25 protein-coding genes are annotated in these 26,415 nt (G+C 60.6%); 11 read left to right on the top strand and 14 right to left on the bottom strand.

The window, feature by feature from the left end:
• Window positions 1-35: 35 nt before the first annotated feature.
• The 5 genes from LOY36_RS00185 to LOY36_RS00165 all read right to left on the bottom strand — a co-directional run bounded on the left by LOY36_RS00185 (window position 36) and on the right by LOY36_RS00165 (window position 6,908).
• Window positions 36-1,064 carry a DUF2914 domain-containing protein gene (locus LOY36_RS00185; RefSeq protein ID WP_258671803.1) on the bottom strand — a complete coding sequence of 343 codons (1,029 nt, stop codon included), beginning with the start codon at window positions 1,062-1,064 and terminating at the stop codon, window positions 36-38.
• A gap of 240 nt (window positions 1,065-1,304) precedes the next feature.
• Window positions 1,305-2,681 (bottom strand): pitrilysin family protein, encoded by a 1,377-nt coding sequence (locus LOY36_RS00180; RefSeq protein ID WP_258671802.1) that lies wholly within the window; start codon window positions 2,679-2,681, stop codon window positions 1,305-1,307.
• Between the two features lie 56 nt (window positions 2,682-2,737).
• Window positions 2,738-4,396 (bottom strand): Na/Pi cotransporter family protein, encoded by a 1,659-nt coding sequence (locus tag LOY36_RS00175; protein ID WP_019651224.1) that lies wholly within the window; start codon window positions 4,394-4,396, stop codon window positions 2,738-2,740.
• 351 nt (window positions 4,397-4,747) lie between these two features.
• A complete protein-coding gene (locus LOY36_RS00170; protein WP_019651225.1) occupies window positions 4,748-5,515 on the bottom strand; it encodes a TerC family protein in 768 nt (255 codons plus the stop codon).
• Between the two features lie 85 nt (window positions 5,516-5,600).
• Complete coding sequence (locus tag LOY36_RS00165) at window positions 5,601-6,908, bottom strand: CitMHS family transporter (RefSeq protein ID WP_019651226.1); 1,308 nt, start codon at window positions 6,906-6,908, stop codon at window positions 5,601-5,603.
• A gap of 319 nt (window positions 6,909-7,227) precedes the next feature.
• On the opposite strand from LOY36_RS00165, the gene LOY36_RS00160 reads away from it, so the two are divergent.
• On the top strand, window positions 7,228-7,629 hold the full coding sequence (locus LOY36_RS00160) for a GFA family protein (protein ID WP_258671801.1): 402 nt from the start codon (window positions 7,228-7,230) through the stop codon (window positions 7,627-7,629).
• On the opposite strand, the gene LOY36_RS00155 is transcribed toward LOY36_RS00160, so the two are convergent.
• Complete coding sequence (locus LOY36_RS00155; RefSeq protein ID WP_019580317.1) at window positions 7,630-7,956, bottom strand: DOPA 4,5-dioxygenase family protein; 327 nt, start codon at window positions 7,954-7,956, stop codon at window positions 7,630-7,632.
• An 83-nt stretch (window positions 7,957-8,039) separates the two neighbouring features.
• Between LOY36_RS00155 and LOY36_RS00150 the strand changes: the two genes are divergently transcribed.
• A complete protein-coding gene (locus LOY36_RS00150; protein ID WP_258671800.1) occupies window positions 8,040-8,705 on the top strand; it encodes an NAD(P)-dependent oxidoreductase in 666 nt (221 codons plus the stop codon).
• A 5-nt stretch (window positions 8,706-8,710) separates the two neighbouring features.
• Here the strand turns inward: LOY36_RS00150 and LOY36_RS00145 are convergent, their stop codons facing one another.
• Window positions 8,711-9,661: a choline sulfate utilization transcriptional regulator gene (locus LOY36_RS00145; protein WP_096481545.1), complete on the bottom strand. Its 951-nt coding sequence runs from the start codon at window positions 9,659-9,661 to the stop codon at window positions 8,711-8,713.
• A gap of 114 nt (window positions 9,662-9,775) precedes the next feature.
• On the opposite strand from LOY36_RS00145, the gene betC reads away from it, so the two are divergent.
• The 3 genes from betC to LOY36_RS00130 all read left to right on the top strand — a co-directional run bounded on the left by betC (window position 9,776) and on the right by LOY36_RS00130 (window position 13,998).
• Window positions 9,776-11,290 carry a choline-sulfatase gene (gene betC, locus LOY36_RS00140; protein ID WP_258671799.1) on the top strand — a complete coding sequence of 505 codons (1,515 nt, stop codon included), beginning with the start codon at window positions 9,776-9,778 and terminating at the stop codon, window positions 11,288-11,290.
• Between the two features lie 16 nt (window positions 11,291-11,306).
• A complete protein-coding gene (choX, locus tag LOY36_RS00135; RefSeq protein ID WP_019651231.1) occupies window positions 11,307-12,227 on the top strand; it encodes a choline ABC transporter substrate-binding protein in 921 nt (306 codons plus the stop codon).
• Window positions 12,228-12,429: 202 nt separating this feature from the next.
• Entirely contained in the window at window positions 12,430-13,998 is a 1,569-nt protein-coding gene (locus tag LOY36_RS00130) for a SulP family inorganic anion transporter (RefSeq protein ID WP_258671798.1), read from the top strand.
• Window positions 13,999-14,124: 126 nt separating this feature from the next.
• Here LOY36_RS00130 and aroE read toward each other — a convergent pair whose 3' ends face one another.
• Both aroE and hemF read right to left on the bottom strand, forming a co-directional pair.
• Window positions 14,125-14,946, bottom strand: coding sequence for a shikimate dehydrogenase (gene aroE / locus LOY36_RS00125; RefSeq protein ID WP_258671796.1), 822 nt, complete (start codon window positions 14,944-14,946; stop codon window positions 14,125-14,127).
• A gap of 13 nt (window positions 14,947-14,959) precedes the next feature.
• Window positions 14,960-15,874 (bottom strand): oxygen-dependent coproporphyrinogen oxidase, encoded by a 915-nt coding sequence (hemF, locus tag LOY36_RS00120; protein ID WP_007902928.1) that lies wholly within the window; start codon window positions 15,872-15,874, stop codon window positions 14,960-14,962.
• Between the two features lie 180 nt (window positions 15,875-16,054).
• Here hemF and LOY36_RS00115 point away from each other — a divergent pair, with 180 nt between their 5' ends.
• Entirely contained in the window at window positions 16,055-17,032 is a 978-nt protein-coding gene (locus LOY36_RS00115; RefSeq protein ID WP_258671794.1) for an NADPH:quinone reductase, read from the top strand.
• Window positions 17,033-17,185: 153 nt separating this feature from the next.
• Here the strand turns inward: LOY36_RS00115 and LOY36_RS00110 are convergent, their stop codons facing one another.
• The 3 genes from LOY36_RS00110 to LOY36_RS00100 form a co-directional block, all read right to left on the bottom strand.
• A complete protein-coding gene (locus LOY36_RS00110) occupies window positions 17,186-17,743 on the bottom strand; it encodes an L-threonylcarbamoyladenylate synthase (RefSeq protein WP_018927304.1) in 558 nt (185 codons plus the stop codon).
• Window positions 17,744-17,798: 55 nt separating this feature from the next.
• Complete coding sequence (dprA, locus tag LOY36_RS00105; RefSeq protein ID WP_019651233.1) at window positions 17,799-18,905, bottom strand: DNA-processing protein DprA; 1,107 nt, start codon at window positions 18,903-18,905, stop codon at window positions 17,799-17,801.
• A gap of 80 nt (window positions 18,906-18,985) precedes the next feature.
• Window positions 18,986-20,011: a LysM peptidoglycan-binding domain-containing protein gene (locus LOY36_RS00100; protein WP_019580326.1), complete on the bottom strand. Its 1,026-nt coding sequence runs from the start codon at window positions 20,009-20,011 to the stop codon at window positions 18,986-18,988.
• Window positions 20,012-20,180: 169 nt separating this feature from the next.
• On the opposite strand from LOY36_RS00100, the gene def reads away from it, so the two are divergent.
• The 5 genes from def (at window position 20,181) to LOY36_RS00075 (ending at window position 24,866) form a co-directional block, all read left to right on the top strand.
• Window positions 20,181-20,687 carry a peptide deformylase gene (gene def, locus LOY36_RS00095; RefSeq protein WP_007941507.1) on the top strand — a complete coding sequence of 169 codons (507 nt, stop codon included), beginning with the start codon at window positions 20,181-20,183 and terminating at the stop codon, window positions 20,685-20,687.
• Between the two features lie 70 nt (window positions 20,688-20,757).
• Window positions 20,758-21,717 (top strand): methionyl-tRNA formyltransferase, encoded by a 960-nt coding sequence (gene fmt / locus LOY36_RS00090; RefSeq protein ID WP_258671792.1) that lies wholly within the window; start codon window positions 20,758-20,760, stop codon window positions 21,715-21,717.
• Window positions 21,714-23,024, top strand: a complete 1,311-nt coding sequence (gene rsmB / locus LOY36_RS00085; RefSeq protein ID WP_026346033.1) for a 16S rRNA (cytosine(967)-C(5))-methyltransferase RsmB — start codon at window positions 21,714-21,716, stop codon at window positions 23,022-23,024. Before fmt ends, rsmB begins: the two co-directional genes overlap by 4 nt.
• Window positions 23,025-23,046: 22 nt before the next feature.
• Window positions 23,047-24,420, top strand: coding sequence for a Trk system potassium transporter TrkA (gene trkA / locus LOY36_RS00080; RefSeq protein WP_007941504.1), 1,374 nt, complete (start codon window positions 23,047-23,049; stop codon window positions 24,418-24,420).
• A gap of 131 nt (window positions 24,421-24,551) precedes the next feature.
• Window positions 24,552-24,866, top strand: coding sequence for a tetratricopeptide repeat protein (locus LOY36_RS00075; protein WP_018927310.1), 315 nt, complete (start codon window positions 24,552-24,554; stop codon window positions 24,864-24,866).
• Window positions 24,867-24,926: 60 nt separating this feature from the next.
• On the opposite strand, the gene LOY36_RS00070 is transcribed toward LOY36_RS00075, so the two are convergent.
• Together LOY36_RS00070 and tag are read right to left on the bottom strand one after the other, a co-directional pair.
• Window positions 24,927-25,814, bottom strand: a complete 888-nt coding sequence (locus LOY36_RS00070; protein ID WP_019580330.1) for a lysophospholipid acyltransferase — start codon at window positions 25,812-25,814, stop codon at window positions 24,927-24,929.
• A 40-nt stretch (window positions 25,815-25,854) separates the two neighbouring features.
• Window positions 25,855-26,412 (bottom strand): DNA-3-methyladenine glycosylase I, encoded by a 558-nt coding sequence (gene tag, locus LOY36_RS00065; protein WP_019651237.1) that lies wholly within the window; start codon window positions 26,410-26,412, stop codon window positions 25,855-25,857.
• Window positions 26,413-26,415: the final 3 nt, after the last annotated feature.

The following is a 26,415-nucleotide window of genomic DNA, read 5'->3' as shown; positions in this document are numbered from 1 at the left end:
CAATTGCGCAGACCAGATTAATAGCACGAACCGCGTTACTTATCTTTGATGGGTGTGCTGTCCATGACCTTGAAGCGCAGCACGCCGATCAACTGGCCGTCTTCGGTGAGCACCCGAACCTGCCATTTACCCGCGGGATTGCCGGGGAAATTCTGCTTGTGGGTCCAGGCGCGGTAGCCTTCCTTGCGCCCGCCGTGGATATCCAGAGGGATGCGGTCGACCTCTTTGCCGTTGAACATCCAGACGTGATAAATCCGCTCGTCCAGCCCCCGTGGGGCATTGATCGCGGTGTAGGCGTACAAACCGTCGCCACGAATCTGCTCGGCGTTGACTTCTTCCAGGCTCTTGCCGGGGGTGCGGTCCTGCATTTGGGTGCTGATCGCCACATCGGTCATCCACAGGGTGGCCGGCGGAACCCAGGAACGCAGCACCCAGCCGACAGCGCCGATACCGACGGTGATGCTGAGGATCGCCAACGCATTGCGCACGGTCCGAATCGGGAAGATCGATGCCAGACTCGGGAACGACAGCACCATGGCGATGCCCAGCGCCAGTTTGAAGCTCTGGGAGGTGGTCAGGTGCAGGATGACGGGCAGGGCGGTCAACAGGGCGGCGAACAGGGTCAGGGTATGCAGCGCCAGGAACGCCCAGCGGCGCGGCGCCAGCCATTTGTAGTAGAGCGGGTCGATGATCGAAATCAGCGCCGCCATGCCCAACAACCCCGTGAAGAACAGCTGGCCGCTGTTCCAGGTGGTGGTGATGAAAAAGAACGGCAGGACGAAGAACAGGCTTTCCTGATGGATCATCTGCGTCGCGTAACGCAGCAGGGGCTGGGGTATTTCGCGCTTGAAGACCTTGGCGAACAACTCGGTGAGGCTGTTTTCCAGCATCAGCCAGACCCAGCTGACCAGCATGATGGTGGTGATCCAGGTCGCCAGGCTTTGTTGGCGATCCACCAATATGAAGCTGCCGACCCCGGAAATGAAACCGCCGAGCGCGATGACCCCGGGATAGCGCTTCATCAATTCCAGGATGCGCTGTATGTACAGGGTCAGAGTCGGCATTCGGCGGTTCGCAATAGTCGTGGGAAAAATCCCCGACAGGGTACCGTCCGAGGGGTCCTGTGGCGAGGGCTCCGGTCACGTTGTCCAAACCCAAAACCCTGTGGCGAGGGAGCTTGCTCCCGCTGGGTCGCGAAGCGGCCCTAAAACCACCCACCGCATAATTTCAGGTAGATCTCCGATACCGGATTACGGCTGCTGCGCAGCCGAGCGGGAGCAAGCTCCCTCGCCACAGGGAAATAACTACTTTCTGCGGTGAACACGCCAACCCATTGCCCCAAGCACCATCAATCCAAATCCCCCGGCAATCGCCCACATCAACTGGTCATAACTCACCAACGGCTTCTCGATCCGCAAATACCCCGGTTGTAGCAGCAACTCACGCATCGCCTGGTTCGCCTCGGCCAGCGTCACTTCTTGCAGTGCCTTGGCCGGGTTGGTGAAATGGCCGTCCTCGTAGTCCCCAAGGGCGCTCCAGTAGTAATCCGCCAGAGCGCTGTTGCCTTGCACGGCCCAGCTCTGGCGGGCGATGGCGGCCTGCTTGAGGCGGGCGAAGGTGGTGGCGTCGAGACCGTTCTTGAGCAGATCGGCCTTGAGCTCATCCAGCACCTGTTCAGCTGCCGGCACATCGCCGCGTTCAAGGTCGGCGTTCAGGCTCATGAAGCCCACTCCGCCAAACACCTCACGCTCGGCCGAGGGCCCATAGGACAACCCATGGGCCAGGCGCAGTTGACGATAGAGCGCCCAGTCCAGGTAGTCCTTGAGCAGATCGAACGTTTCGTCGGGCTGGTCTTCCTGCACCGGTTCCGGCACCAGCCAGTGCAACTTGGCGCCGCCACCGACAAAACCGTGGCTCAGAGTGCGCTCGTGGGCCGCGCGGGCCTGGATTGTCGGCAAGGGCAGGTGATCGGCAGGCTCGACGGCTACGAGCGCGCCATAGGCCCGCTCCAGATAGGCCGGCAGCAGGCGGTCGAGCTCGCCGACCACGATCAGGGTCATGTTATTGGGCGCGTACCAGTCTTTGCGCACCTTCTCCAGTTGCTCGCGGGTCAGGTGATCGACCTGCGCACGCTCAGGGCATTTGAGGCCCAGCTCCACTGCTAACTGATTGCTGGCGGTGTGGCCCAGGTCCTGGCGATCCATCCAGCGTTGCAGGTGCGAATAATGGCCACCGTCTTCGCGCTCGACCACCTGCTTGGCGACCTTGATAGCGTTGTCGTCGATACGGGTCTGGGTCAGCAGCGCCAACAACAGATCGAGGGCCTTACGCTGGTTTTTCGCCGGTACTTCGATGACGAACGTGGTGTCGGCGTTGCTGGTGTAAGCGTTCCACTCACCACCCAGGGCCTGCATGCGCTCTTCCAGACCGCCTTCGCCGGTGGCGTCGATACCGCTGAACAGCAAGTGTTCGAGCAGATGCGGCAACTCCTTATCGGCGCAGCTGAAATCATCCAGACCCACGCCGACCACCAGCCGAATCGCCACATGCCCGCGCTCGGTGCCCGGTTTGAGGACCAATTGCAGACCGTTGGGCAGCGTATAGCCCTCGACCTGAAAGCGATCCAGGGCAAATGAAGGCAGGGCGCCGAGCAACAGACAAGCGAATAGCAGACAACGCATAACGAGTTTCCGTACGACCAGCGTAAGTACAACAGACTTCAGGCAACTGTGGACGTTCAGGGTGAATGAGTGATGTCAGCCAAATCGTCGACCGCCAGAGCACCGGTGTCCGAAGTGCCCAACACCGCATAGGCACTGCTGCAAAACAGCGAATTGAGGCGCCGCATGTCAGCGATCAGCTCCAGATGCAGCGAACTGGTCTCGATGCTTTGCACAATCTTACGGTGCAAACGACTGACATGAGCGTGGGCCAGGCGGCGTTCCTGTGCGCGAAAGCGACGTTTCTCACGCAGTAACTGGCGAGCACTTTCCGGATCGGAACTGAGGAACACCGACAACCCCAGGCGCAGGTTGGCAATCAGTTGGCTGTGCAGACCCGCCAACTCCTCCAGACCGACCTCGGAAAACGACCGGCGCTGCGAGGTTTTCTGCTGCTGAACCTTGCGCAGCATGCGTTCGATCACGTCGCTGGCCAGTTTCAGGTTAATCGCCAGCTCGATGATTTCCGCCCAACGCTTGCTGTCCTGCTCGCTGAGGTCTTCCCGAGGCATTTGCGCCAGATAGAGTTTGATGGCGCTATAGAGCGCTTCGACATCATCGGTCAGACGCCGGATTTCCTGGGTAACGGCGGTCTGTTTGCCGCGTAGTACGGCGAGCATGGCTTCGAGCATGCTGTCGACCAGATCACCGATGCGCAGGGTTTCCCGGGCGGCATTGGCCAGCGCCAGGCTAGGGGTCACCAAAGCCGTCGGGTCAAGGTGCCGCGGCTTGGCCGTGCCGTTGATGTCCGGCCGCTCCGGCAGCAGCCACGCACAGAGCCTGGCCATCAGCCCGACGCTGGGCAACAGGATCAGGCAACGCGTGGTGTTGTAGAGCAGGTGGAAGCCGATGACCATTTCCTGAGCGCTGAAATCGAAGCTGTCGATCCAGTGCACCAGTGGGTCAAGCACCGGAATAATCAGCAGCAGACCAATCAGTTTGTACAACAGGCTGCCCAGCGCCACCTGACGGCCGGCGGCGTTCTGCATGCTGGTGCTGAGGAAAGCGAGAATGCCGCTGCCGATGTTGGCGCCAATCACCAGGCCGATCGCCACTGGCAGACTGATCACATTGGCACCGGCGAGGGTCGCAGTCAGCAGGACCGCGGCCAGGCTGGAGTATGAAATCATCGCGAACAGCGCACCAACCAACGCATCGAGCAGGATGTCACCGGTCAGTGAGGCGAAAATGACCTTCACCCCCTGAGCATGCGTGATCGGCGCGGCGGCCTCGACGATCAGTTGCAGCGCCAGAATGATCAGCCCCAGACCGATACTGACCCGGCCCATCTGCCCAACCCGGGTCTGCTTGCGCGACAGAAAGAAAATCACCCCGAGGAAGATCAGCAGCGGCGACAGCCACGACAAGTCGAGGGTCAGTACCCGCGCCATCAGCGCGGTACCGACGTCGGCGCCGAGCATGGTCGCCAGAGCCGGGGTCAGCGCCATCAGGCCCTGACCGACAAACGAAGTGACGAGCATGGCGGTGGCGTTGCTGCTCTGGACCATGGCGGTCACCATGATCCCGGCGATAAACGCCAGCCAGCGCCTGGCCATGTTCTGCCCGATCACATGGCGCAAGTTGGAGCCATAAACCCGCAGGATGCCGGTTCGGACGATGTGCGTGCCCCAGATCAGCAAGGCCACGGCCGATAACAAATTGAGCAGGGTGAGCATACAGGCCCCCTGTGGTGGTAGCGCCCCAGCGGGGCAAGTTAACGGTGCCGCGCGTTTTTCTACGTTCTGTACTTAAGCTGTAGTTGGCTAACGGTCTGGACGCCAGCATCGCATAGCTAAAGAAGCGATTGAAACAAAACTGTCATGAAAACAGTTTGATGCAGACATGACAAAGGGGCCCGAAGGCCCCTTTGATCATTGTGGCGAGGGGGCTTGCCCCCGTTCGGCTGCGAAGCAGTCGTAAGACCATTGCATGCGGTGTGCCTGGCACATCACGGTTGCAAGTTTTGGAGGGCCGCTACGCGCCCCAACGGGGGCAAGCCCCCTCGCCACAGAAGCTCCACTGCCAAATTACTGGCCCGGAACATCCTTGCGCAGTTTCACTGGCTCTTGCTGCTGTTTCTTTTTCATCATCGCGGTGCGCATCTTGATGTTGATCGCTTCCACTGCCAGCGAGAACGCCATGGCGAAGTAGACGTAGCCTTTCGGCACATGCACATCGAAGGATTCTGCAATCAGCACGGTACCGACGATCAACAGGAAAGACAGCGCCAGCATTTTCAGCGACGGGTGCCTGTCGATGAACTCGCTGATGGTGCCGGAAGCCCACATCATCACCAGCACTGCGACGATGATTGCCGCGACCATGACCGGTACGTGGGACACCATGCCAACGGCAGTGATGACGGAGTCCAGCGAGAACACGATGTCGATGATCGCGATCTGGATAATGGTGTAGAGGAAGTTACCGCCCTTGCCACTTGGCTCGTCGCTGGTTTCATCCTCGCCTTCCAGCGCGTGATACATCTCTTGCGAGCTTTTCCACAGCAGGAACAGACCACCGAAGAACAGGATCAGGTCACGCCCGGAAATACCCTGGCCGAACACTTCGAACAGGTCCGCGGTGAGACGCATGACCCAGGTGATCGAAAGCAGCAACAGAATCCGCGTGACCATGGCCAGCGCCAGGCCGAAGATCCGGGTGCGCGCCTGCATGTGCTTGGGCATGCGGCTGACCAGGATCGAGATCATGATGATGTTGTCGATACCCAGGACGATCTCCAGGGCAGTCAGAGTGAAGAAGGCAACCCAGATTTCAGGGTTGGTCAGCCATTCCATGTGTATTCCTTTGTGGATGTGTTAAACCACGAAGGGCCCAGGCTTCAAACAGCAAAGCCTGGACCCGTCATGGTGAGTCTTGGGCTTATAGCGTGCTGAACAGCGGAAAGATCCCCATCAGCAAGGCTGCCGCCAGTATGCACAGGCAAACCAGCACTGCCCACTTCAGGGTGAACCGCTGATGGTCACCGAATTCGATACCGGCCAGGGCCACCAACAGATAGGTCGATGGTACCAGCGGGCTCAGCAAGTGGACGGGCTGACCGACGATCGAGGCACGTGCCATTTCTACCGCGGTTATACCGTAATGACTGGCGGCTTCGGCAAGTACCGGTAACACGCCGTAATAAAATGCGTCGTTCGACATGAAGAACGTGAACGGCATGCTCACCAGCGCGGTGATCACAGCCAGGTACGGGCCGAGGAAATCCGGGATGACCGCCAGCAGGCTCTTGGACATGGCGTCGACCATGCCGGTGCCCGTCAGGATACCGGTGAAGATACCCGCGGCAAAGATCAACCCGACCACCGCCAACACGCTACCGGCGTGGGCCGCAACGCGGTCCTTCTGCTGTTGCAGGCAAGGATAGTTGACGATCATCGCGATACTGAACGCCACCATGAATAGCACCGGCAGCGGCAACAGGCCGGCGATCAAGGTGCCCATCAGTGCCAGGGTCAGCGCGCCGTTGAACCAGATCAACTTTGGACGACGGGCGTCCGGGAACTGCGAAACGCTGATTTCGCTATGGTCGATTTCATCACCGACCAAATGCAATTCACCCAGACGCGCACGCTCGCGTTTACCGTAGAAGTAGGCAATCGCCAGAATCGCCACCACACCGGCCAGCATTGCCGGAATCATCGGCACGAAGATCGCGGACGGGTCCACATGCAGCGCACTGGCCGCACGAGCGGTCGGACCGCCCCAAGGGGTCATGTTCATCACGCCACCGGCGAGGATGATCAGACCGGCCATGATCCGCGGGCTCATGCCGATGCGGCTGTAGAGCGGCAGCATGGCGGCCACGCAGATCATGTAAGTGGTGGCGCCATCACCGTCCATGGACACGATCAGCGCCAGCACGGCGGTACCGACCGACACTTTCAACGGGTCGCCCTTGACCAGTTTGAGGATCTTGCGCACGGCCGGGTCAAACAGGCCGGAGTCGATCATCAGGGCGAAATAGAGGATGGCGAACATCAGCATCACGCCGGTCGGCGCGAGCTTGGTGATGCCTTCGAGCATCATCGGGCCGATCTTCGGCGAGAAACCGCCGAACAGGGCGAAGATGATCGGGATGATAATCAGGGCGATCAGCGCGGACAGGCGCTTGGTCATGATCAGGAACATGAACGTGATGACCATGGCAAAGCCAAGGAAAGTCAGCATAGGAATACTCCAGGCGTAGCGCGGCTAGGGAATGGGCGAACCGATGAGGTCAGCGCAGAACGGAAAGCACGGAACGTACGGGCGGAGGTGCAGCGAAGAGGCGGATAGGAGCGGACATCAGAATCACCATTGTTGTTGTTAAATGGGCCGGGCGGGCAATGAAACACTCGCGTTGGCCAACCGGTCTGTTGCCGGCAGTGAGGCGATCCTAATCGGGGAAGCTTTCAGCCAGCTTTCGCGGATGAAAGCATTGACCGAATGTATGACCGGTCGTCGGCCGGGTTGAAAGTCAGCAAACACGGGCTCAGGAGGGAAAAACATGGGCGAACTTCACACTGGAGGCTGCCACTGCGGACAAATCCGCTATCAATTCGGCGGGCCGTTGCAGGATATCGCCCACTGCCACTGCTCGATTTGCCGGCGGGTCAGCGGCGGGATCGTGACCACCTGGATCACCGTGCCTGCCTCAGCATTTGCCTGGGTGGCGGGTACGCCGTCCCGGTATGACTCTTCATCCACTTGCACGCGGTATTTCTGCCCCAACTGCGGGGCGCAACTGGCGTTGGTGACAACGCTCAGCCCCGAAAGCATCGACGTGACCATCGCCACCCTCGACCACCCTGAGCAGGCGCCGGCCGAGCGGCATATCTGGACGGACAGTCGGTTGCCCTGGCTGCATCTGGACGAACATTTGCCTGGCGAGGCCGAAGAACAACTCTGATCAGAAAACAGACAGATCCAGTGGCCGGATTGCCCCCATCCAGATCGCGTGTTCAGTGTGGTCGAGCAGATCGTTGCCGGTCTCCGGGTGCAGGAACACCACCAACCCCTTGCGATTGAGCGCCAGCCACGGCAATACCTCGCCAAGGTATTGCGGCTCGAAGGCCAATTGGCAGCTCCAGTCCGGGTGCGGGCCGACCAGGCGTTCGTGCACGCGGCCCATCTTCAGCGGAAACAATTGCGCGGCCTGCTCGCACAAGGCCCGGGCCTGCGGGAGGGTGTTGGCGTCGAAATAGACATGGGCGTGGTAGCCCTTGATCTGTTGCATCTGAAACCCCTTTGAACCTGGTCGAACCCACACCGTTCCCCACAGGTCTTACGTTATATAGGCAGGACGTTCGGAGCACAGCCATGAAAAATGCCGAAACCCCGGTAGTGAAGGTAGTGCTTTATGGTGCCATGAGTAGCCTGGGCAGTGCGCTGATGGCTGAGATGCTGCGGCGCCAACATGAAGTGATCGCGATTCTCGATGACCTGACGGCGCTCGCACCACGCCCCGGATTGCGCACCAAGGCCGGCGACCTGTTCGATGCCCAGCGGGTCAAGCAGAGCGTGGCCGGCTGTTCGGCGGTGATCTGCCTGCTGGATGCACCGGGGTTGCCGATGAACAGTGAACATGTCGAGAAATCCATCGTGCCCGGCCCGGTCGAGCAGGTGCTGGCGGTGGATGCACTGATCGACGGCATGCAGGCCGCGGGTATCGCGCGGTTGTTTGTGGTGGGTGATTTCGAGGTGCTGGACGATCCGGAGATAGAAGACGAACTGCAACGCCACGCCGCTGAAGAAATCCGCGAGGCGCTGCAAAGCAGTCCATTGCACTGGACCCTGGTGAATGCCCCACGCGGCGTACCGGGACTGTCCATCGAGCATTTCAGTCACGTCAGCACGAGCCTGGAACCCGGCCTGGCCGAACCGCTGGAACGGCTGAACCGAGTTGCCGTCGGGATTGCCGATGAGTTATGGCTGAATTTGCATGTCGGTCAGCATGTGAATTTTGTCGCGACTTCGGAACCGTAAAGCCCTCATACCGCAATCGATGGCAAAGGAAGGCCATTGAGCGATTGCGCACTGCTGGCCTGTTCCGCCATCAACCAGTCCACAAACGTTTGAATCAACGCCCCGCGCCGTTTGCGCTGGGGCAGGACCACGTAATAACCCAGCCTGGAAATCACTGTCTCGGCAATCGGTCGACACAACAGACCTTGCGCCAGCAAGTTATCCACAAGGTGCCGCCAACCGATCGCAACGCCCTGGCCGCCAATCGCCGCTTGAATCAGCAAGGTGTAATTGTCGAAGCGCAGTTGCCCCGGCGCTGGCGCCGACGTGATCCCCAGTTCGCGAAACACGCCGCTCCAGTCGAACCAGTTGCTGCTGTGTTCGCCACGCAGATGCAAAAGCGGAAACTCCAGCAATGACTGAGCCGGCAAGGGCAGGGGACGATCCTTCAAGAGCAGCGGGCTGCACACCGGAAACACTTCTTCACTGAACAACCAATGGCTCTCGCCTTGCTTGAACCGGCCATCGCCGAACAGCACCGCCACATCGATATCAGTGCGCAGCATGTTGTGGCTGCGTTCGCTGGTGACCAGGCTGACGTCCACTTGAGGATTGGCGGTATGGAAGCGGTGCAGACGCGGCATCAGCCAGTACGCGGCGAAGGCGAAGTCGGTGGCCACCTGCAACACTTCGTGTTGCTGCTGTGCACTGATCGCGCTCAATCCGGCGTCGATATTCTGTAAACCTAGCTGAACTTGCTCAAACAGAATCGCGCCAGCCTCGGTCAGTTCGATACCGCGATAAATGCGGTCGAACAATCGTGTAGCAAGCTGCTCTTCCAATCGCTTGATCTGCTGACTGATGGCCGGTTGCGTGGTGCCGAGCTCCACTGCAGCGGCAGTGAAACTGCGCTGGCGGGCCGCAGCTTCAAAGGCACGCAGCAGGTCCAGAGACAAATCACCGAGGGCGTCATACATAAGCTGTGCTTATCCTAGTCATTGCCTGGCATGGGCTTTACCACAAATTTTAGGGGTTGCATGCTCGATCACAGCACTCTCGCATAAATATCCACTATGGAATGCCGCGATCACATGAAGCGCAAAAATATTCTTTTCATCATGGCCGATCAAATGGCCGCGCCAATGTTGCCGTTCTACGGCCCTTCGCCCATCAAACTGCCGAATCTGAGCCGCCTCGCCGCCGAAGGTGTGGTGTTCGACGCCGCGTACTGCAACAGCCCGCTCTGCGCACCGTCACGTTTCACCCTGGTCAGCGGTCAGTTGCCGAGCAAGATCGGCGCTTACGACAACGCGGCCGATTTCCCCGCCGACGTTCCGACCTATGCCCACTACCTGCGGCGCCTCGGTTACCGCACCGCGCTGTCGGGCAAGATGCACTTCTGCGGTCCGGACCAGTTGCACGGCTATGAAGAACGCCTGACCAGCGACATCTACCCGGCCGACTACGGTTGGGCGGTGAACTGGGACGAGCCGGACGTGCGGCCGACCTGGTACCACAACATGTCGTCGGTGCTGCAAGCCGGGCCCTGCGTGCGCACCAATCAGCTGGATTTCGACGAAGAGGTGGTGTTCAAGGCCCAGCAATACCTGTTCGATCACATCCGCGAGGATGGCGATCAGCCGTTCTGCCTGACCGTGTCGATGACGCACCCACACGACCCGTACACGATTCCCAAGGCGTTCTGGGATCTGTACGACGACGCCGACATCCCTTTGCCGGAAACACCCGCACAGGATGAACTCGATCCTCACTCCCAGCGCCTGCTCAAAGTCTATGACCTGTGGGACAAGCCGCTGCCTGTGGATAAGATTCGCGACGCGCGCCGTGCCTACTTTGGTTCGTGCAGCTATATCGACAGCAACGTCGGCAAACTCCTGCAAACACTCGAGGAAACCGGGCTGATCGATGACACCATCATCGTGTTCTCCGGTGACCACGGCGACATGCTCGGCGAGCGTGGCCTCTGGTACAAAATGCACTGGTACGAAATGGCCGCCCGTGTACCGCTGCTGATCAGTGCGCCGGGGCAATTCGGCGCCGGCCGCGTCAGTGCTGCAGTATCCACCGCCGACCTGCTGCCGACCTTTGTGGAACTGGCCGGCGGCTCATTGGAACCAGGCCTGCCGCTGGATGGCCGCTCACTGGTTTCGCACCTGCAAGGGCAGGGCGGTCACGACGAGGTGTTCGGCGAATACATGGCCGAAGGCACCATCAGCCCGTTGATGATGATTCGTCGCGGCGCCTACAAATTCATCTACAGCGAAGACGACCCTTGCCTGCTCTTCGATGTGCATAACGACCCGAGTGAACAGGAAGAACTCAGCCATTCGCCGCAACATCATCAGCTGTTCGAGGATTTTCTCGCTGAAGCACGGGCCAAATGGAATATCCCGGCGATCCACCAACAGGTGCTCGCCAGTCAGCGACGCCGGCGTTTCGTCGCCGACGCCCTGACCATCGGCAAGCTGAAGAGCTGGGACCACCAGCCGCTGGTAGATGCCAGTCAGCAGTACATGCGCAACCACATCGACCTCGACGATCTGGAGCGTAAAGCCCGTTATCCACAACCCTGCCAAAACCAATAATGTTAAGGGGACGTCCATGCAAAAGTTATCCACAGTACTGACAGTCGGGCTTCTGGCTCTGGGCAGCACCTCGGCCTACGCCGAGCAAAGCTGCGAAACGGTGAAGATGGCCGACCCTGGCTGGAGCGACATCGCCGCCACCAACGCCATCACCGGGATTCTGCTGGACGGCATGGGCTACAAGGCCAAGGTCGACACGCTGGCGGTGCCGATCACCTTTGGAGGTCTGAAGGATGGCCAGGTGGACGTCTTCCTCGGCAACTGGATGCCGGCGCAGCAAGGCTTTTACGACAAGTTCGTGGCCAACGGCGATGTCACGCAGCTGGCGAAGAACCTCGACGGCACCGAGTTCACCCTGGCGGTCCCGGATTACGTCTGGGACGCAGGTGTGCATAACTTTAACGACTTGAACAAATTCTCTGACAAGTTCGACAAGAAGATCTATGGCATCGGCTCCGGCGCCCCGGCGAACATTTCGCTGCAAGAGATCATCAAGAAGAACGACTTCGACATGGGTCAATGGAAACTGATCGAATCCAGCGAGCAGGCGATGCTGGCCGAAGTGTCCCGCGCGGTGAAGAAACAGAAGTTCGTGACCTTCCTCGGCTGGACGCCACACCCGATGAACGTGCAGTTGAAAATGCATTATCTGAAGGGCGGCGAGAAGTACTTCGGTGACACCGGCAGCGTTTATACACTGACCCGCAAAGGTTATGCACAGGCCTGCCCGAACGTGGGCAAACTGCTCACCAACCTGAGTTTTACCCAGGAAATGGAGAACAGCATCATGGCCGAAGTGGTGAACAAAAAGGTCAGCAATGCCGACGCGGCCAAAGCGTGGATCAAGGCCAACCCGGTGGTGCTGGATAAATGGCTGGAGGGCGTGAAGACCGTGGACGGCAAGGATGCTCTGCCGGCGGTCAAAGCCAAGTTGTAAGGTTTCCCTGTGGCGAGGGAGCTTGCTCCCGCTGGAGGGCGTAGCACTCCCATTTCGGCAAACCCGGTTTATCAGCCTCACCGAGTTGTCCGGATTTGCGACTGCTGCGCAGCCGAGCGGGAGCAAGCTCCCTCGCCACAATGATCTGCCCACTACGAGCCAATGCTTTACCCTGACGATTTACCCCGTACCGAGAGGACCCATGGCCTTCCCCAGCCGCCATTCACTCTTTCCCTTCCTGACCTGGTTGCCCCGGCAAACCCGCGCCAGCGTCGGTCGTGACCTGATCGTCGGCCTGAGCGGTGCGATTCTCGCGTTGCCACAATCGATTGCCTACGCCCTGATCGCCGGCCTCCCACCGGAATATGGCCTGTACGCCGCCATCATCCCGGTGCTGATTGCCTGCCTCTGGGGTTCGTCGTGGCATTTGATCTGCGGCCCTACTGCGGCCATTTCCATCGTCCTGTACGCCAGTGTCAGTCCTCTGGCCGTCCCTGCGTCGCAGGACTACGTCACGCTGATCCTGCTTCTGACTTTCCTTGCGGGCATTTTCCAGTGGTTGCTGGGTTTGCTGCGGTTCGGCGCCCTGGTAAATTTCGTCTCTCACTCGGTGGTGCTGGGCTTCACCCTTGGCGCGGCGGTGGTGATTGCCATCGGGCAGCTGCCGAACCTGCTGGGGCTGGATGTGCCCAACCAGGCCACGGCGCTCAACAGTTTGATGATGCTGCTCAATCATCTCGGCGAAGTGGACAAACCCTCGCTGCTGCTGGGCCTGGCCACAGTCGCGGTTGGCATCGTGCTGAAACTGCTGGTACCGCGCTGGCCGACGCTGTTGATCGCTCTGGCCCTGAGCGGATTGCTGGTGTGGCTGTGGCCAGCGATGTTCGGTCATGTGAAGCTGGTCAGCGCGTTTGTCGGGCGGCTGCCGCCCTTCAGCCCGCTGCCGCTGGATCTGGACCTGATATTGCGCCTGCTGCCCAGTGCGGTGGCGGTCGGCATGCTCGGGCTGGTGACGAGCCTGTCGATTGCCCGCTCCCTGTCGGCCCGCTCGCAGCAGTTGCTCGATGCCAATCAGGAAGTTCGCGCCCAGGGTTTCTCGAACATGGTCGGGGCGTTTTTTTCCGGTTCGCTGTCCGCCGGTTCCTTCACTCGCTCGGGCCTGAGCTACGATGCCGGCGCCTGTTCACCGCTGGCCGGGGTTTTTTCGGCGCTGTGGGTGGCACTGTTCGCGATCTTCGGTGCGGCATTGATTGCGCACATCCCGATCCCGGCCATGGCTGGCAGCATCCTTTTGATCGCTTGGGGATTGGTGGATCATCGCGGCATTCGTGCCTTGTTGCGGGTCAGCCATGCCGAATTCCTGGTCATGGCGCTGACCTGTGTCGCCACCCTGTTGCTCGAGTTGCAGACGGCGATCTACGCCGGGGTGCTGGCGTCACTGTTCTTCTACCTCAAACGCACCTCACAGCCACGGGTGCAGCACTGGCGCAATGGTGACGAAGACATCCTGAGGGTCGGCGGCTCGATCTTTTTCGGCGCCAGCCATTACCTGCAAGTGCGCCTGCAACGGATGCAAGGCCCGCGAGTGGTGATCGAGGCGCAGCAGATCAACTTCATCGACTATTCAGGCGTGGAAATGCTGCACCAGGAAGCACGACGGCTGCTGCGTCAGGATCGCAGCCTGACTCTGCGGCAGGCAAGGCCGCAAGTGGTGGAGGAATTGAGAAAGCTGGAAGGCGCGGAGAAATGCCCGATCCGGTTTGAGGACTAAACGCCACTGTTATGACAAACAGATAACCTGTGGCGAGGGAGCTTGCTCCCGTTCGGGTGCGAAGCGCCCGCAGATTTTGGGGCTGCTTCGCAACCCAGCGGGAGCAAGCTCCCTCGCCACAAAGAACTACAGCGCCAGTTGCCGGCGAAGTTCGGCCAGCACCGGCGCCGTATCCGGGCGCACACCGCGCCACAGATAGAAAGCTTCCGCCGCCTGCTCGGCCAACATGCCCAAGCCATCCATCGACACGCCAGCCCCATGCTCACTGGCCCAAAGGCAGAACGAGGTTGGGTCCTTGCCGTACATCATGTCGTAGCAAACCGTCTTGCCCGGTTCGATCAAACTGCCGGCAATCGGCGGTACATCGCCTGACAGACTGGCGGACGTGGCGTTGATGATCAGGTCCACTGGCTCGCGCAGCCAATCGAAACCGCTGGCCGACACCGGCCCCAGATCGGCAAACAATTGCGCCAGCAATTCGGCTTTTTCCACGGTGCGGTTGGCAATGATCAACGACGCCGGTTGCTCCGCCAGCAGCGGCTCCAGCGCGCCGCGCACCGCGCCACCGCCCCCCAGCAGCAGGATGCGTTTGCCCGCGAGGCTGAATCCGGCGTTGACCGTCAGGTCCCGTACCAGCCCGGCGCCATCGGTGTTGTCGCCCAGCAGACTGCCATCGGCCAGTTTGCTCAGGGTATTCACCGCGCCGGCCCGCTGCGCCCGCTGGGTCAAGCTGTTCGCCAGGCGATAGGCGTCTTCCTTGAACGGCACTGTCACATTCGCCCCACGGCCTTCGCGGAAAAATTCCAGCGCACAGCCGGAAAAATCGTCGAGGGGCGCCAGCAAGGTGCTGTAGTCCAGTTTCTGCCCGGTCTGCTCGGCGAACAGACGGTGGATCAGCGGCGACTTGCTGTGGCCAATCGGGTTACCGAATACGACATAACGGTCCATCAGAATTCCTCGTTCAGGCCTTGGCCAACCAATCGCGGTCTTGCAGGAAGTATTCGGTCAGGCGTGCTTCTTCGCTGCCCGGCTCGGCCTTCCAGTCGTAGGCCCAGCGTACTTGCGGCGGCAGCGACATCAGAATCGACTCGGTACGCCCGCCCGATTGCAGGCCGAACAGCGTGCCGCGGTCATAGACCAGGTTGAATTCAACGTAACGACCACGGCGAAACTCTTGGAACTCACGCTGTTTGGCGGTGAATGCATCATTTTTGCGGCGTTGCACGATCGGCAGGTACGCGTCGATGAACGCATCGCCGATGGCGCGCATGAAGGCGAAGCTGGTGTCGAAATCCCACTCGTTCAAGTCATCGAAAAACAGGCCACCGATGCCCCGTGGCTCGTGACGATGCTTGATGTGGAAGTAACTGTCGCACCAGGCCTTATAGCGCGGGTAAACGTCCGGGCCGAACGGCGCGCAGGCCTGTTCGGCAACGCGGTGCCAATGCACGCAGTCTTCTTCATTGCCGTAATAAGGGGTCAGGTCGAAGCCGCCACCGAACCACCAGACCGGCTCTTCACCTTCTTTTTCAGCGATGAAAAAGCGCACATTGGCGTGGGACGTTGGCACATGCGGGTTATGCGGGTGAATCACCAAAGACACGCCCAGAGCTTCGAAGCCTCGACCGGCCAGTTCCGGCCGATGAGCGCTGGCAGACGGTGGGAGACCGCTGCCAAACACGTGGGAAAAGTTGACGCCGCCCTTTTCGATGACTGCGCCGTTCTCGATCACCCGGGTGCGACCGCCACCGCCGGCAGGCCGGGTCCAGGCGTCTTCAACGAAACGCGCGCCACCGTCTTCGGCTTCCAGGGCAGCGCAAATGCGGTCTTGCAGGTCGAGCAGGTAGGCTTTTACGGCCTCGGTGCGGGTAGTCATGGCATCACCTTGAATCGGGCAAAGCTACGCGGCGCTCCATCAGAGCGGGGGGCCGGCGCAAATGGGTCCGTAGCATAACATCGCAGACGAGCCTGCCGCAGTTGACGAAGATCAAGCTTGGGAGTTCGATAGGGCGCTTGGCGCTACAACTCTAGAAGCCAAGACCTAAGGAGAGAGCAGATGGCAAAGCGTATCCAGTTCCGCGCCCATGGCGGCCCCGAAGTGCTCGAGTACGTGGATTACCAACCCGCCGACCCCGGCCCGCAACAGGTCCGCGTGACCAACAAGGCCATCGGCCTGAACTTCATCGACACCTATTACCGCAGCGGCCTTTATGCACCGCCAGCCCTGCCATCGGGCCTGGGCGCTGAAGGCGCGGGCGTGGTCGACGCAGTCGGTAGTGAAGTCACCCGCTTCAAGGTGGGCGATCGCGTGGCTTACGGCAGTGGCCCGTTGGGCGCCTACAGCGACGTTCACGTATTACCGGAAGCCAATCTGGTGAAGCTGCCGGACGCCATCAGCTTCGAACAAGCCGCCGGCGTGATGCTCAAAGGCCTGACCGTGCAATACCTGCTGCGTCAGACATATGAGCTCAAGGGTGGCGAAACCATCCTGTTTCACGCCGCGGCCGGCGGCGTCGGATCGCTTGCCTGCCAATGGGCCAAGGCCTTGGGGGTGAAGCTGATCGGCACGGTCAGTTCAGCGGAAAAAGCCGCCCTGGCGAAAGCCCATGGTGCCTGGGCGACCATCGATTACAGCCATGAAAACGTCGCACAACGCGTGCTGGAATTGACTGACGGTAAAAAAGTCCCGGTGGTGTACGACGGTGTAGGCAAAGATACCTGGCTGACATCGCTCGACAGCGTTGCGCCGCGAGGGCTGGTGGTGAGCTTTGGTAACGCTTCAGGCGCAGTCGACGGGGTGAATCTGGGGATTCTCGCGGCCAAGGGTTCGCTGTACGTGACCCGGCCGACGCTGGCGACCTACGCCAACAATGCTGAAAACCTGCAACGCATGGCTGATGAGCTGTTCGAGATGATCATCAGCGGCAAGCTGAAGGTGGACATCAGCCAGCGGTATCCACTGGCTGATGCAGCGAAGGCGCAGACCGAGTTGTCGGCGCGGCGTACGACTGGTTCGACGATTCTGTTGCCCTGACACCAGACTGTGGCGAGGGGGCTTGTCGGAACGCCGCACCGCCCCGTTGGACTGCGCAGCAGTCCCCAACCAGATGATGCGGTCTGCCAGTTAGAACGAATCGCTCATTGGCGGGCGCTTCGCACCCGAACGGGGGCAAGCCCCCTCGCCACATTAATCCGGGCGCACCACATGCCCCGTCGCCAGATCGCGAATCACGCTCGGATTCTTGCGCCCGCCCAGATTGCCACCGAGCACATAATCAACCTGCCCCCGGAAATACTGCTCCACGCGAATCCGCGTGCGTGCCGCCGGTCGCCCTTGAGGGTTGGCCGAGGTCGACACCAGCGGGCCGACCACCGCACACAAGTCCCGCACCAGAGGGTGATCGCTGACCCGCAACGCCACCGTTTCATGCACACCGGTAATCCACTGGGGCAACAGATTCTGATGCGGCACCAGCCAGGTGTTGGGGCCCGGCCAGGTGCTGGCCATGCGGTCCATCCACAACTCCGGGAAGTCTTCGAACAGGAAGTCGAACTGACGAATATTGTCGGCCACCAGAATCAGGCCCTTATCCACAGATCGGCCCTTGATCATCAGCAGACGATCCACCGCCTCTTCGTTCCACGGGTCGCAACCCAGTCCCCAGACGGCTTCCGTTGGGTAGGCAATGACCGCCCCGGCGCGAATTTCTCGTGCGGCTTGTTGCACACGCCAACTGTTAACCATGAAAAAACTCTCCGGAATAAGGCTCTGCGCAGTTTACCGATCTTCCTTATAAAACCTAGTTTACCCGCGCAAACCATCGACCGCTCTCACAGACCGCCCGGCCATCCATCTCCAGCTCCGTCAACGCTGCCAGCACTTTCGACAAGGCCCAGCCGCTGGTGACCGCCAGGGCTTCGCTGGTATGAGGCGCCGCGTGGAGCAACATGAGCAGTGGATGAGTTACCGTCTTTTGCGGCGTTTCTGTGGATAACGGCAGCCGTTGCCAGCCGCGCAAGGCCTCAAGGATGTGTTCGATGGTTTCCACCAGCACCGCACCGTCGCGGATAAGTTGATGGCAACCCTTTGCGCCGGGGTGATGGATCGACCCTGGAATCGCATACACCTCACGCCCCTGTTCCGCCGCGAGCCTCGCGGTGATCAATGAACCGCTGGCGATACTCGCCTCGACCACCAGCACGCCGAGGGACAAACCGCTGATGATTCGATTGCGCCGTGGGAAATTACTGGGGAAAGGGCCGGCGTTCAGCGGGAACTCCGAAAGGACCGCGCTTCCCGAGGCGATCATGGCGTCCGCCAGTCGACGATTGCGCTGTGGATAAAAATTTTCCAGCCCCGTGCCAAGCACCCCGACCGTTTGCCCGCCAACGTCCAGAGCCGCCTGATGCGCGGCGGCATCAATGCCCAGGGCCAGACCGCTGGTGATGACAAAACCGGCGCCGGCCAGACTGCGGGAAAACGCGGTGGCGGTGTCCATGCCCGGTCGTGACGCGCGACGACTGCCAACCATCGCCAACTGCGGTTTTTCCAGAATGCCCGGATCGCCCGCGACGAATAACAGCGGCGGCGCATCACTGATTTGCGCCAGCAGCGCGGGGTAGTCAGGTTGGTCCCACATCAGTAAATGCTGGCCCGAACGCTCTAGCCAGGCCAATGCGTGGCTGGCGCCATCACGAATTTCACTGCAGCGCCGGGCCTCCGCGCAAGCGAGGGGCAGGCCCAACGCGCGCCAGGCGCTGGCCGGTGCGCTGATAGCTTTGGAGGCAGAACCGAAAGCCTCCAGCAACTTCTTGAAACGTGCCGGACCGAGCTCGGGCAAAAGGTGCAGGCGTAAACGGGCTTCCAGTTCCGCAGGGGAAACGGACGTACAGGCAGACAGCGACATGGATCATCCTTGATCGTTATAAGGTCCCGTCGAATCGGGAATAAGCTGTGGATAACTCTGTTGGTAACTTGTGAGCAGGCTTAAGGATTTCGCACCTTGTCCATCACCGCCAAGGAGCGCGATGCGTTGAGCACCAGCCCGTAGCTGAGCTTGTCGTAGGTGCGGAATACCATCAGCAGACCAGCCCGTTCGTCGGGGATTTTCAAAGGCTGACCGGTGATCCGGTCACGCACGGTTTCACCGGTTTTCATCACCACCAGCACATTGCCTTCGGCCAGGCCATCGCGCTGCCCTTTGTTCAGCGTGACGACATCCAGCGCGCCAATCTGGGTGACCCCACGCGGCACATCGATGATCAGGCCATTGATGTCGGTGGTTGGCGCACTGGGCATGAAGGTCGAATTGATCGAGCGTTCTTCGCCACTGAACAACCGGTCGCCGAGTCGCACCTCCTGAGTGGTGCGTTGCAGGGCCAGGGTGGCGACGTCGCCTTCAGTGGCAATGATCTCGCCGCCGCCGATGTCGTCGGCGTTGATCCCCAGAAACTCCTTGCTCTGCGGATCGGTGTAGACCTTGCCCTGACGAAAGATGCCGTAGACCGACTGCGCCGGATCGAAATGGCCGCGCGCGAAAATTCGATCGCCGGTGCCGCTGAGTACCCGTTCGGCATCTCCGGCAACGATATAGGGCGCCTTGTCGAAATCCTCCACCTTGTCGACGATGCGATTGCTCAACAGAAAACTGTTGATCGACTTCAGCGGAATGCTCGGGATGGCGTCGGCCACCGGTGAACTGCGGACTCGTGGCGACAGCTTGATGGTGCCCCGGGAAGCGCCGCGGTTGAGGGTCAGGCGTGGCTGACCGTTGACGTAGACCAGCGACAGCGTATCGCCGGGATAGATGAGATTAGGGTTTTCAATCTGTGGATTGGCTTGCCAAAGCTGCGGCCACTGCCACGGCTCACGCAGGTATTTGCCAGAAATGTCCCAGAGTGTGTCCCCTGCCACCACGGTGTATTGCTGTGGAAAACCTTCCCTGAGTTGCACTTGCCCATGCGCAAAACCGGCCGAGGCCAGAAGGAGCAAGGCGAGTAGTGATTTCCTCATGCGGTGAATCCCTTTATTATGTACGTTCGCGTGAAACGCCAGAGCCCTCGTGGCTCGCCTCCGGCTCATTATTGAAAAGCCGGAAGCTACGTTCACAACGGTAGCCTGCATCTTCGGACTCGCCAGGCCATCGACCCGACTTTACCTCACACGTGCAGCAATTAAGCTTATGGCCATTTTAGACATCCTCGAATTCCCCGATTCGCGCCTGCGCACTATCGCCAAACCAGTGGCCGTAGTGGACGACGAAGTGCGTCAGTTGGTCGATGACATGTTTGAAACAATGTATGAAGCGCCAGGCATCGGCCTCGCCGCTACCCAGGTCAACGTGCACAAACGTATCGTCGTGATGGACCTCTCCGAAGACCGCAGCGAACCGCGGGTGTTCATCAACCCCGAGTTCGAAACCCTGACCGACGAGATGGGCCAGTACCAGGAAGGCTGCCTCTCGGTGCCGGGCTTCTACGAAAACGTCGATCGCCCGCAAAAGGTCAAGATCAAGGCCCTGGACCGCGACGGCCAGCCTTACGAACTGATCGCCGAAGGCCTGCTCGCCGTGTGCATCCAGCATGAATGCGACCACCTCAACGGCAAGTTGTTCGTCGATTACCTGTCCACGCTCAAACGCGACCGGATCAAGAAGAAACTGGAAAAGCTCCACCGCCAGAACGCTTGATGCCCTTCTTTCAAAGGCTTGCCGCGGCAAGCCTTTTTCTTTTCAAGATGCTTTGCAATTGAGAGCTTCCATGACTGAGCCACTGCGCATTGTCTTTGCCGGCACCCCGGAATTCGCCGCCGAACACCTCAAGGCCCTGCTGGGCAGTCCTTACGAGATCGTTGCGGTCTACACCCAACCGGACCGTCCGGCAGGCCGCGGGCAGAAGCTGATGCCGAGCCCGGTCAAGCAACTGGCGCTGGAGCACAACATCCAGGTGTTGCAACCGCCAACCCTGCGCAATGAAGACGCTCAGGCGGAACTGGCCGCGCTGAAACCGGATTTGATGGTGGTGGTCGCCTACGGCCTGATCCTGCCGCAAGTGGTGCTGGATATTCCGCGCCTGGGTTGCATCAACAGCCACGCCTCCTTGCTGCCACGCTGGCGCGGTGCGGCGCCGATCCAGCGTGCCGTTGAAGCCGGCGACAGCGAAAGTGGCGTGACCGTGATGCGCATGGAAGCCGGCCTCGATACCGGGCCGATGCTGCTCAAGGTCACCACGCCGATCAGCGCCGAAGACACCGGCGGCAGCCTCCACGATCGCCTCGCAGAGATGGGCCCACCGGCCGTGATCCAGGCGATTGCCGGCCTGGCTGCGGGCACACTGGAAGGCGAAGTGCAGGACGACAGCCTCGCCACCTACGCACACAAATTGAACAAGGACGAAGCGCGCATCGACTGGAACCGCCCGGCGGTTGAGCTGGAGCGTCTGGTTCGCGCCTTCAATCCATGGCCGATCTGCCACAGCACGCTGAACGGCGAAGCGCTGAAAGTGTTGGCCGCAAGCCTGGCCGAAGGGCAGGGCGCGCCGGGAGAAATCCTCAGAGCCAGCAAGGACGGCTTGATCGTTGCCTGCGGTGAACAGGCGCTGTGCCTGACCCGTCTGCAATTGCCTGGCGGCAAAGCACTGAACTTCAGCGACTTGTTCAACAGCCGTCGTGAGAAATTCGCCGTCGGCACCGTCCTCGGTCAAACGGCAGACGCTCAATGAACCCACGTCTGGCCGCCGCCAAGGCACTTGCTGCAGTTCTTAACGGAAAAGCCTCACTCAACAGTTCTCTGCCGACACAAATGGACAAGGTCGAAGACCGCGATCGCGGCTTCACCCAGGACCTGGCGTTCGGCACGGCTCGCTGGCAGCCGCGCTTGTCGGCGTTGGCGGCCAAGCTGCTGCAAAAGCCGTTCAAGGCGGCTGATGCCGATGTCGAGGCGCTGTTGCTGGTGGGGCTTTATCAACTGCTCTATACCCGCGTCCCGGCTCACGCCGCCATCGGCGAAACCGTCGGTTGCGCCGACAAACTGAAAAAGCCGTGGGCCAAAGCCTTGCTCAACGCCGTACTGCGCCGCGCCCAACGGGAAAGCGAAGCGCTGCTGGCCGAGCTGGAACGCGACCCGGTGGTGCGCACCGCCCACCCGCGCTGGCTGCAAAAATCCCTCAAGGCCTTCTGGCCCGAGCAGTGGGAAGCCATTTGCGCAGCAAACAACGCGCACCCGCCGATGATTCTGCGGGTTAACCGTCGCCATCACACTCGCGATGCCTACCTCGGTTTGCTGACTGAGGCAGGTATCGCTGCCACACCGTGCGTTTACAGTCGCGACGGCATCATTCTCGACGCCGCTGCCGACGTGCGCAGTCTGCCGGGGTTCGCTGAAGGCTGGATCAGCGTGCAGGACGAAGCCGCGCAATTGGCCGCCGATCTGCTGGACCTCGCGCCAGGCCAACGGGTGCTGGATGCCTGCTGCGCACCGGGCGGCAAGACCTGCCACATCCTTGAGGCCGAGCCCAAACTGGCCGGCGTGGTGGCTGTGGATCTGGAAGCCAAGCGTCTGGTGCGGGTGCGGGAAAACCTTGCACGCCTGGGCCTGAGCGCAGAATTGATTGCCGCCGACGGTCGCGACACCGCCACCTGGTGGGACGGCAAGCCGTTCCAGCGCATTCTGCTCGACGCGCCATGCTCGGCCACCGGGGTGATCCGCCGTCACCCGGATATCAAACTGACCCGCCAACCCGACGACATCGCCGCACTGGCGGTGCTTCAGGGCGAACTGCTCGACGCCATGTGGATAACTCTGGAAGTGGGCGGCATTCTGCTGTACGCCACCTGTTCCACGCTGCCGACCGAAAACACCGAAGTCATCGAAGCGTTCCTCGCCCGCACGCCGGGCGCCCGTGAACTGGACCTCGCCACGGCGGCCGGTATCAAACAGCCCCACGGTCGCCAGTTGCTGGCCCAGGAAGGCGGCCACGACGGGTTCTACTACGCCAAGCTGATCAAGATTGCCGCCGCGCGCGGTTAACCGGGTTTAAGGGAGTGACTGGATGAAGATCATCATCCTCGGCGCAGGGCAGGTCGGCGGTTCGCTGGCAGAACACTTGGCCAGCGAGGCCAACGACATCACCGTGGTCGACACCGATGGCGAACGCCTGCGCGACCTCGGCGATCGACTGGACATCCGCACCGTGCAGGGTCGCGGTTCGCTGCCGACCGTGCTGCGGCAGGCTGGTGCCGACGACGCTGACATGCTGGTGGCCGTGACCAACAGTGACGAAACCAACATGGTCGCCTGCCAGGTCGCCCACACCCTGTTCCACACCCCCACCAAGATCGCCCGGGTCCGCGAAGCCGCGTACCTGACCCGTACCGAACTGTTCGACAACGAAGCGATTCCGGTCGACGTGCTGATCAGTCCGGAGCAAGTGGTCACCAATTACATCAAGCGCCTGATCCAGCATCCGGGCGCATTGCAGGTGATCGACTTCGCCGAAGGCAAAGCGCAGCTGGTGGCGGTCAAGGCGTACTACGGCGGGCCGCTGGTGGGCCAGCAATTGCGCCAGTTACGCGAACACATGCCGAATGTCGAAACCCGCGTCGCGGCGATTTTCCGTCGTGACCGGCCGATCCTGCCCCAGGGCGATACGGTGATCGAGGCTGACGACGAAGTATTTTTCATCGCCGCCAAAGCGAACATTCGCGCAGTGATGAGCGAAATGCGCCGCCTCGATGAAAGCTATAAACGCATCGTCATCGCCGGTGGCGGGCAGATCGGTGAACGCCTGGCCGAGGCCATCGAAAGCCGTTACCAGGTGAAGATCATCGAGATGAACCCGGCCCGCTGCCGCTACCTCTCGGACAACCTCGACAGCACCGTGGTGTTGCAGGGCAGTGCTTCGGATCGGGATCTGCTGCTGGAAGAGAACATCGCCGACGCCGATATTTTCCTGGCCCTGACCAACGATGACGAAGCCAACATCATGTCTTCGCTGCTGGCCAAGCGCCTGGGCGCGAAGAAAGTGATGACGATCATCAACAACCCGGCCTACGTCGACCTTATCCAGGGCGGCGACATCGACATCGCCATCAGTCCGCAACTGGCGACCATCGGCACCTTGCTGGCCCACGTCCGGCGCGGGGACATCGTCAGCGTGCACTCATTGCGCCGGGGCGCAGCGGAAGCCATCGAGGCGATTGCCCACGGCGATGCGAAGTCGAGCAAAGTGATCGGCAAGGCCATCGAAAACATCGGCCTGCCACCGGGCACCACCATCGGCGCGATCATCCGCGACGAAGAAGTGATCATCGCCCACGACGACACCGTGATCGAAACCGGCGACCATGTGATTCTGTTCCTTGTGGATAAGAAGCATATTCGGGATGTGGAGAAACTGTTCCATGTGGGGCTCAGCTTCTTCTGATCAGCAATACATGCTGCGGCATCAATCGCCAAGATCGCAGCCTTCGGCAGCTCCTACAGAGATCGGCGTAGGAGCTGCCGTAGGCTGCGATATTTTGATCTTCGCTTCAATCGCGTTAAAGGAGTCCGCCGATGATCGAATCCCTGGAAAAAATGCTCGCCAAGGGTGTGGATAACTCATTGCTGCGCTTCGGCCTGGGCAAGGGTTATCTGGATCTTGGGGAAAACGCCAAGGCCGCAGAGCATTTCCAGCGCTGCGTCGAGTTCGATCCGAAGTATTCGGCAGCCTGGAAGCTCTTGGGCAAGGCCCATCTGGCGCTGGCGGATTACGCGGCGGCGCGGCAGGCCTGGGAACAGGGCCTGGAAGCTGCCCGCGCCCATGGCGACAAGCAGGCGGAGAAGGAGATGACGGTGTTTCTGAAAAAGCTTGAGCGACAGGCGCACTGATCAGCGGTAACGCAGGCCAAGATCAATAGATCGCAGCCTGCGGAGTTATCCACAGCAACCTCAATACCAGCGAGCTTCACCCGGTGGACGCTTCTTGAAGCGCTTCATGCTCCACATGTACTGGCTCGGATAAGCCCGCACGTAGCGCTCGACTACCTGGCTCATGGCCGCGCAGGAGGTTTCGGTATCGGTGCTGTACATGGCCTCTGGCGCGGCTTCGAGAATCACTTTGTAACCCGAACCGTCCGGCAGGCGCAGGGCATGCAGGAACACGCCGACCGCTTTGCCGCCGGCGAGCATGTTCGGCACGAATTTGCTGGTCAGGGCCTGAGTGGCGAAGAACGGCACGAAGATCCCGGCGGATTCGGCCGGTTCCGGGTCAGCCGGAATGCCCACCGCGCCACCCTTGCGCACTTCCTTGATCACGCTGAGGATACCTTCCTTGGTGGAAGCGGCCACCCGGTTCCCCAATTGCACTCGCTGCTTGCGCAGCAACTCATCCACCGCTTTCAGTTTTGGCGGGCGGTAGAAAATGATCGGTTTGCACTGGCTGCAATAGAAGTGGTTCAACACTTCCCAGTTGCCCAGGTGGCTGGTGATGCCAACCACACCTTTGCCGGACGCCAACGCCTCTTTCAAAACGTCGAGGCCTTCGACTTCGCGCACCAGTTCAATGGAACGCTGGGCCGGCCAGATCCACGCGCAGGCGCTTTCAGTCAGAGACTTGCCGATGTCTTTCAGGCTTTGACCCACCAGACGCTCACGCTCGGCCGGGTCCATCTGCGGGAAGCACTTGGCGAGGTTGATCCGCACCACGTCGCGGGAACGGTTGGGGGTTTTCCACATGATCCAGCCAATCGCCGAACCCACCGCCTGCACTGCCCGCCATGGCAGTAGGGCAAACAGTCGCAGAGCGCCTACCAGCAAGGCGCCTTTAAACTTATCCACAGGTCACTCCTGATCTTGTGCTGTGCGCGAGGCGACTATTCTAACCGCCGTTCGCCAACGTGGCGTAGCGATCGCAATCACGGGTGTGATCCATGACCATGCCCGAAGCCTGCATCAGCGCGTAACAAATGGTCGGGCCGACGAACGTGAAGCCGGCTTTTTTCAGGCCTTTGCTCATCTCGATGGCGGCCGGTGTCACCGCCGGCACTTCACTGCGATCCTTGAAATGATTGATCACCGGCGTGCCGCCGACGAACGACCAGAGAAACGCCACCGGGTCTTCCAGCTCCAGCCAGGCCTGGGCATTGCGCCGGGCTGCGTTGAGTTTCAGGCGATTGCGGATGATCCCCGGATCGAGCATCAGTTCATCGATTTCCGCATCGCTCATCTGCGCCACGCGCTGCACGTCGAAGCCGAACAGCACCTCGCGATAACGCTCTCGCTTGCGCAATACAGTGATCCAGGAAAGCCCGGCCTGGAACCCTTCGAGCAAAAGCAACTCGAACAATCCCTGCGCATCGCGTAGCGGCGTGCCCCACTCCTGATCGTGATAAGCCATGTACAGCGGATCTTCGGTACACCAAAAGCAGCGTGGCATAAG

Source organism: Pseudomonas sp. B21-019, assembly GCF_024749225.1.
In the GTDB taxonomy this organism is placed as follows: domain Bacteria; phylum Pseudomonadota; class Gammaproteobacteria; order Pseudomonadales; family Pseudomonadaceae; genus Aquipseudomonas.
This window is presented reverse-complemented; position numbering and strand designations above follow the sequence as displayed.

What these genes read in the sequence shown, in the direction of transcription:
- LOY36_RS00185 (WP_258671803.1), bottom strand. Translation starts at nt 1,064, where the DNA reads ATGCCGACTCTGACCCTGTACATACAGCGCATCCTGGAATTGATGAAG.
- LOY36_RS00180 (WP_258671802.1), bottom strand. Translation starts at nt 2,681, where the DNA reads ATGCGTTGTCTGCTATTCGCTTGTCTGTTGCTCGGCGCCCTGCCTTCA.
- LOY36_RS00175 (WP_019651224.1), bottom strand. Translation starts at nt 4,396, where the DNA reads ATGCTCACCCTGCTCAATTTGTTATCGGCCGTGGCCTTGCTGATCTGG.
- LOY36_RS00170 (WP_019651225.1), bottom strand. Translation starts at nt 5,515, where the DNA reads ATGGAATGGCTGACCAACCCTGAAATCTGGGTTGCCTTCTTCACTCTG.
- LOY36_RS00165 (WP_019651226.1), bottom strand. Translation starts at nt 6,908, where the DNA reads ATGCTGACTTTCCTTGGCTTTGCCATGGTCATCACGTTCATGTTCCTG.
- LOY36_RS00160 (WP_258671801.1), top strand. Translation starts at nt 7,228, where the DNA reads ATGGGCGAACTTCACACTGGAGGCTGCCACTGCGGACAAATCCGCTAT.
- LOY36_RS00155 (WP_019580317.1), bottom strand. Translation starts at nt 7,956, where the DNA reads ATGCAACAGATCAAGGGCTACCACGCCCATGTCTATTTCGACGCCAAC.
- LOY36_RS00150 (WP_258671800.1), top strand. Translation starts at nt 8,040, where the DNA reads ATGAAAAATGCCGAAACCCCGGTAGTGAAGGTAGTGCTTTATGGTGCC.
- LOY36_RS00145 (WP_096481545.1), bottom strand. Translation starts at nt 9,661, where the DNA reads ATGTATGACGCCCTCGGTGATTTGTCTCTGGACCTGCTGCGTGCCTTT.
- betC (WP_258671799.1), top strand. Translation starts at nt 9,776, where the DNA reads ATGAAGCGCAAAAATATTCTTTTCATCATGGCCGATCAAATGGCCGCG.
- choX (WP_019651231.1), top strand. Translation starts at nt 11,307, where the DNA reads ATGCAAAAGTTATCCACAGTACTGACAGTCGGGCTTCTGGCTCTGGGC.
- LOY36_RS00130 (WP_258671798.1), top strand. Translation starts at nt 12,430, where the DNA reads ATGGCCTTCCCCAGCCGCCATTCACTCTTTCCCTTCCTGACCTGGTTG.
- aroE (WP_258671796.1), bottom strand. Translation starts at nt 14,946, where the DNA reads ATGGACCGTTATGTCGTATTCGGTAACCCGATTGGCCACAGCAAGTCG.
- hemF (WP_007902928.1), bottom strand. Translation starts at nt 15,874, where the DNA reads ATGACTACCCGCACCGAGGCCGTAAAAGCCTACCTGCTCGACCTGCAA.
- LOY36_RS00115 (WP_258671794.1), top strand. Translation starts at nt 16,055, where the DNA reads ATGGCAAAGCGTATCCAGTTCCGCGCCCATGGCGGCCCCGAAGTGCTC.
- LOY36_RS00110 (WP_018927304.1), bottom strand. Translation starts at nt 17,743, where the DNA reads ATGGTTAACAGTTGGCGTGTGCAACAAGCCGCACGAGAAATTCGCGCC.
- dprA (WP_019651233.1), bottom strand. Translation starts at nt 18,905, where the DNA reads ATGTCGCTGTCTGCCTGTACGTCCGTTTCCCCTGCGGAACTGGAAGCC.
- LOY36_RS00100 (WP_019580326.1), bottom strand. Translation starts at nt 20,011, where the DNA reads ATGAGGAAATCACTACTCGCCTTGCTCCTTCTGGCCTCGGCCGGTTTT.
- def (WP_007941507.1), top strand. Translation starts at nt 20,181, where the DNA reads ATGGCCATTTTAGACATCCTCGAATTCCCCGATTCGCGCCTGCGCACT.
- fmt (WP_258671792.1), top strand. Translation starts at nt 20,758, where the DNA reads ATGACTGAGCCACTGCGCATTGTCTTTGCCGGCACCCCGGAATTCGCC.
- rsmB (WP_026346033.1), top strand. Translation starts at nt 21,714, where the DNA reads ATGAACCCACGTCTGGCCGCCGCCAAGGCACTTGCTGCAGTTCTTAAC.
- trkA (WP_007941504.1), top strand. Translation starts at nt 23,047, where the DNA reads ATGAAGATCATCATCCTCGGCGCAGGGCAGGTCGGCGGTTCGCTGGCA.
- LOY36_RS00075 (WP_018927310.1), top strand. Translation starts at nt 24,552, where the DNA reads ATGATCGAATCCCTGGAAAAAATGCTCGCCAAGGGTGTGGATAACTCA.
- tag (WP_019651237.1), bottom strand. Translation starts at nt 26,412, where the DNA reads ATGCCACGCTGCTTTTGGTGTACCGAAGATCCGCTGTACATGGCTTAT.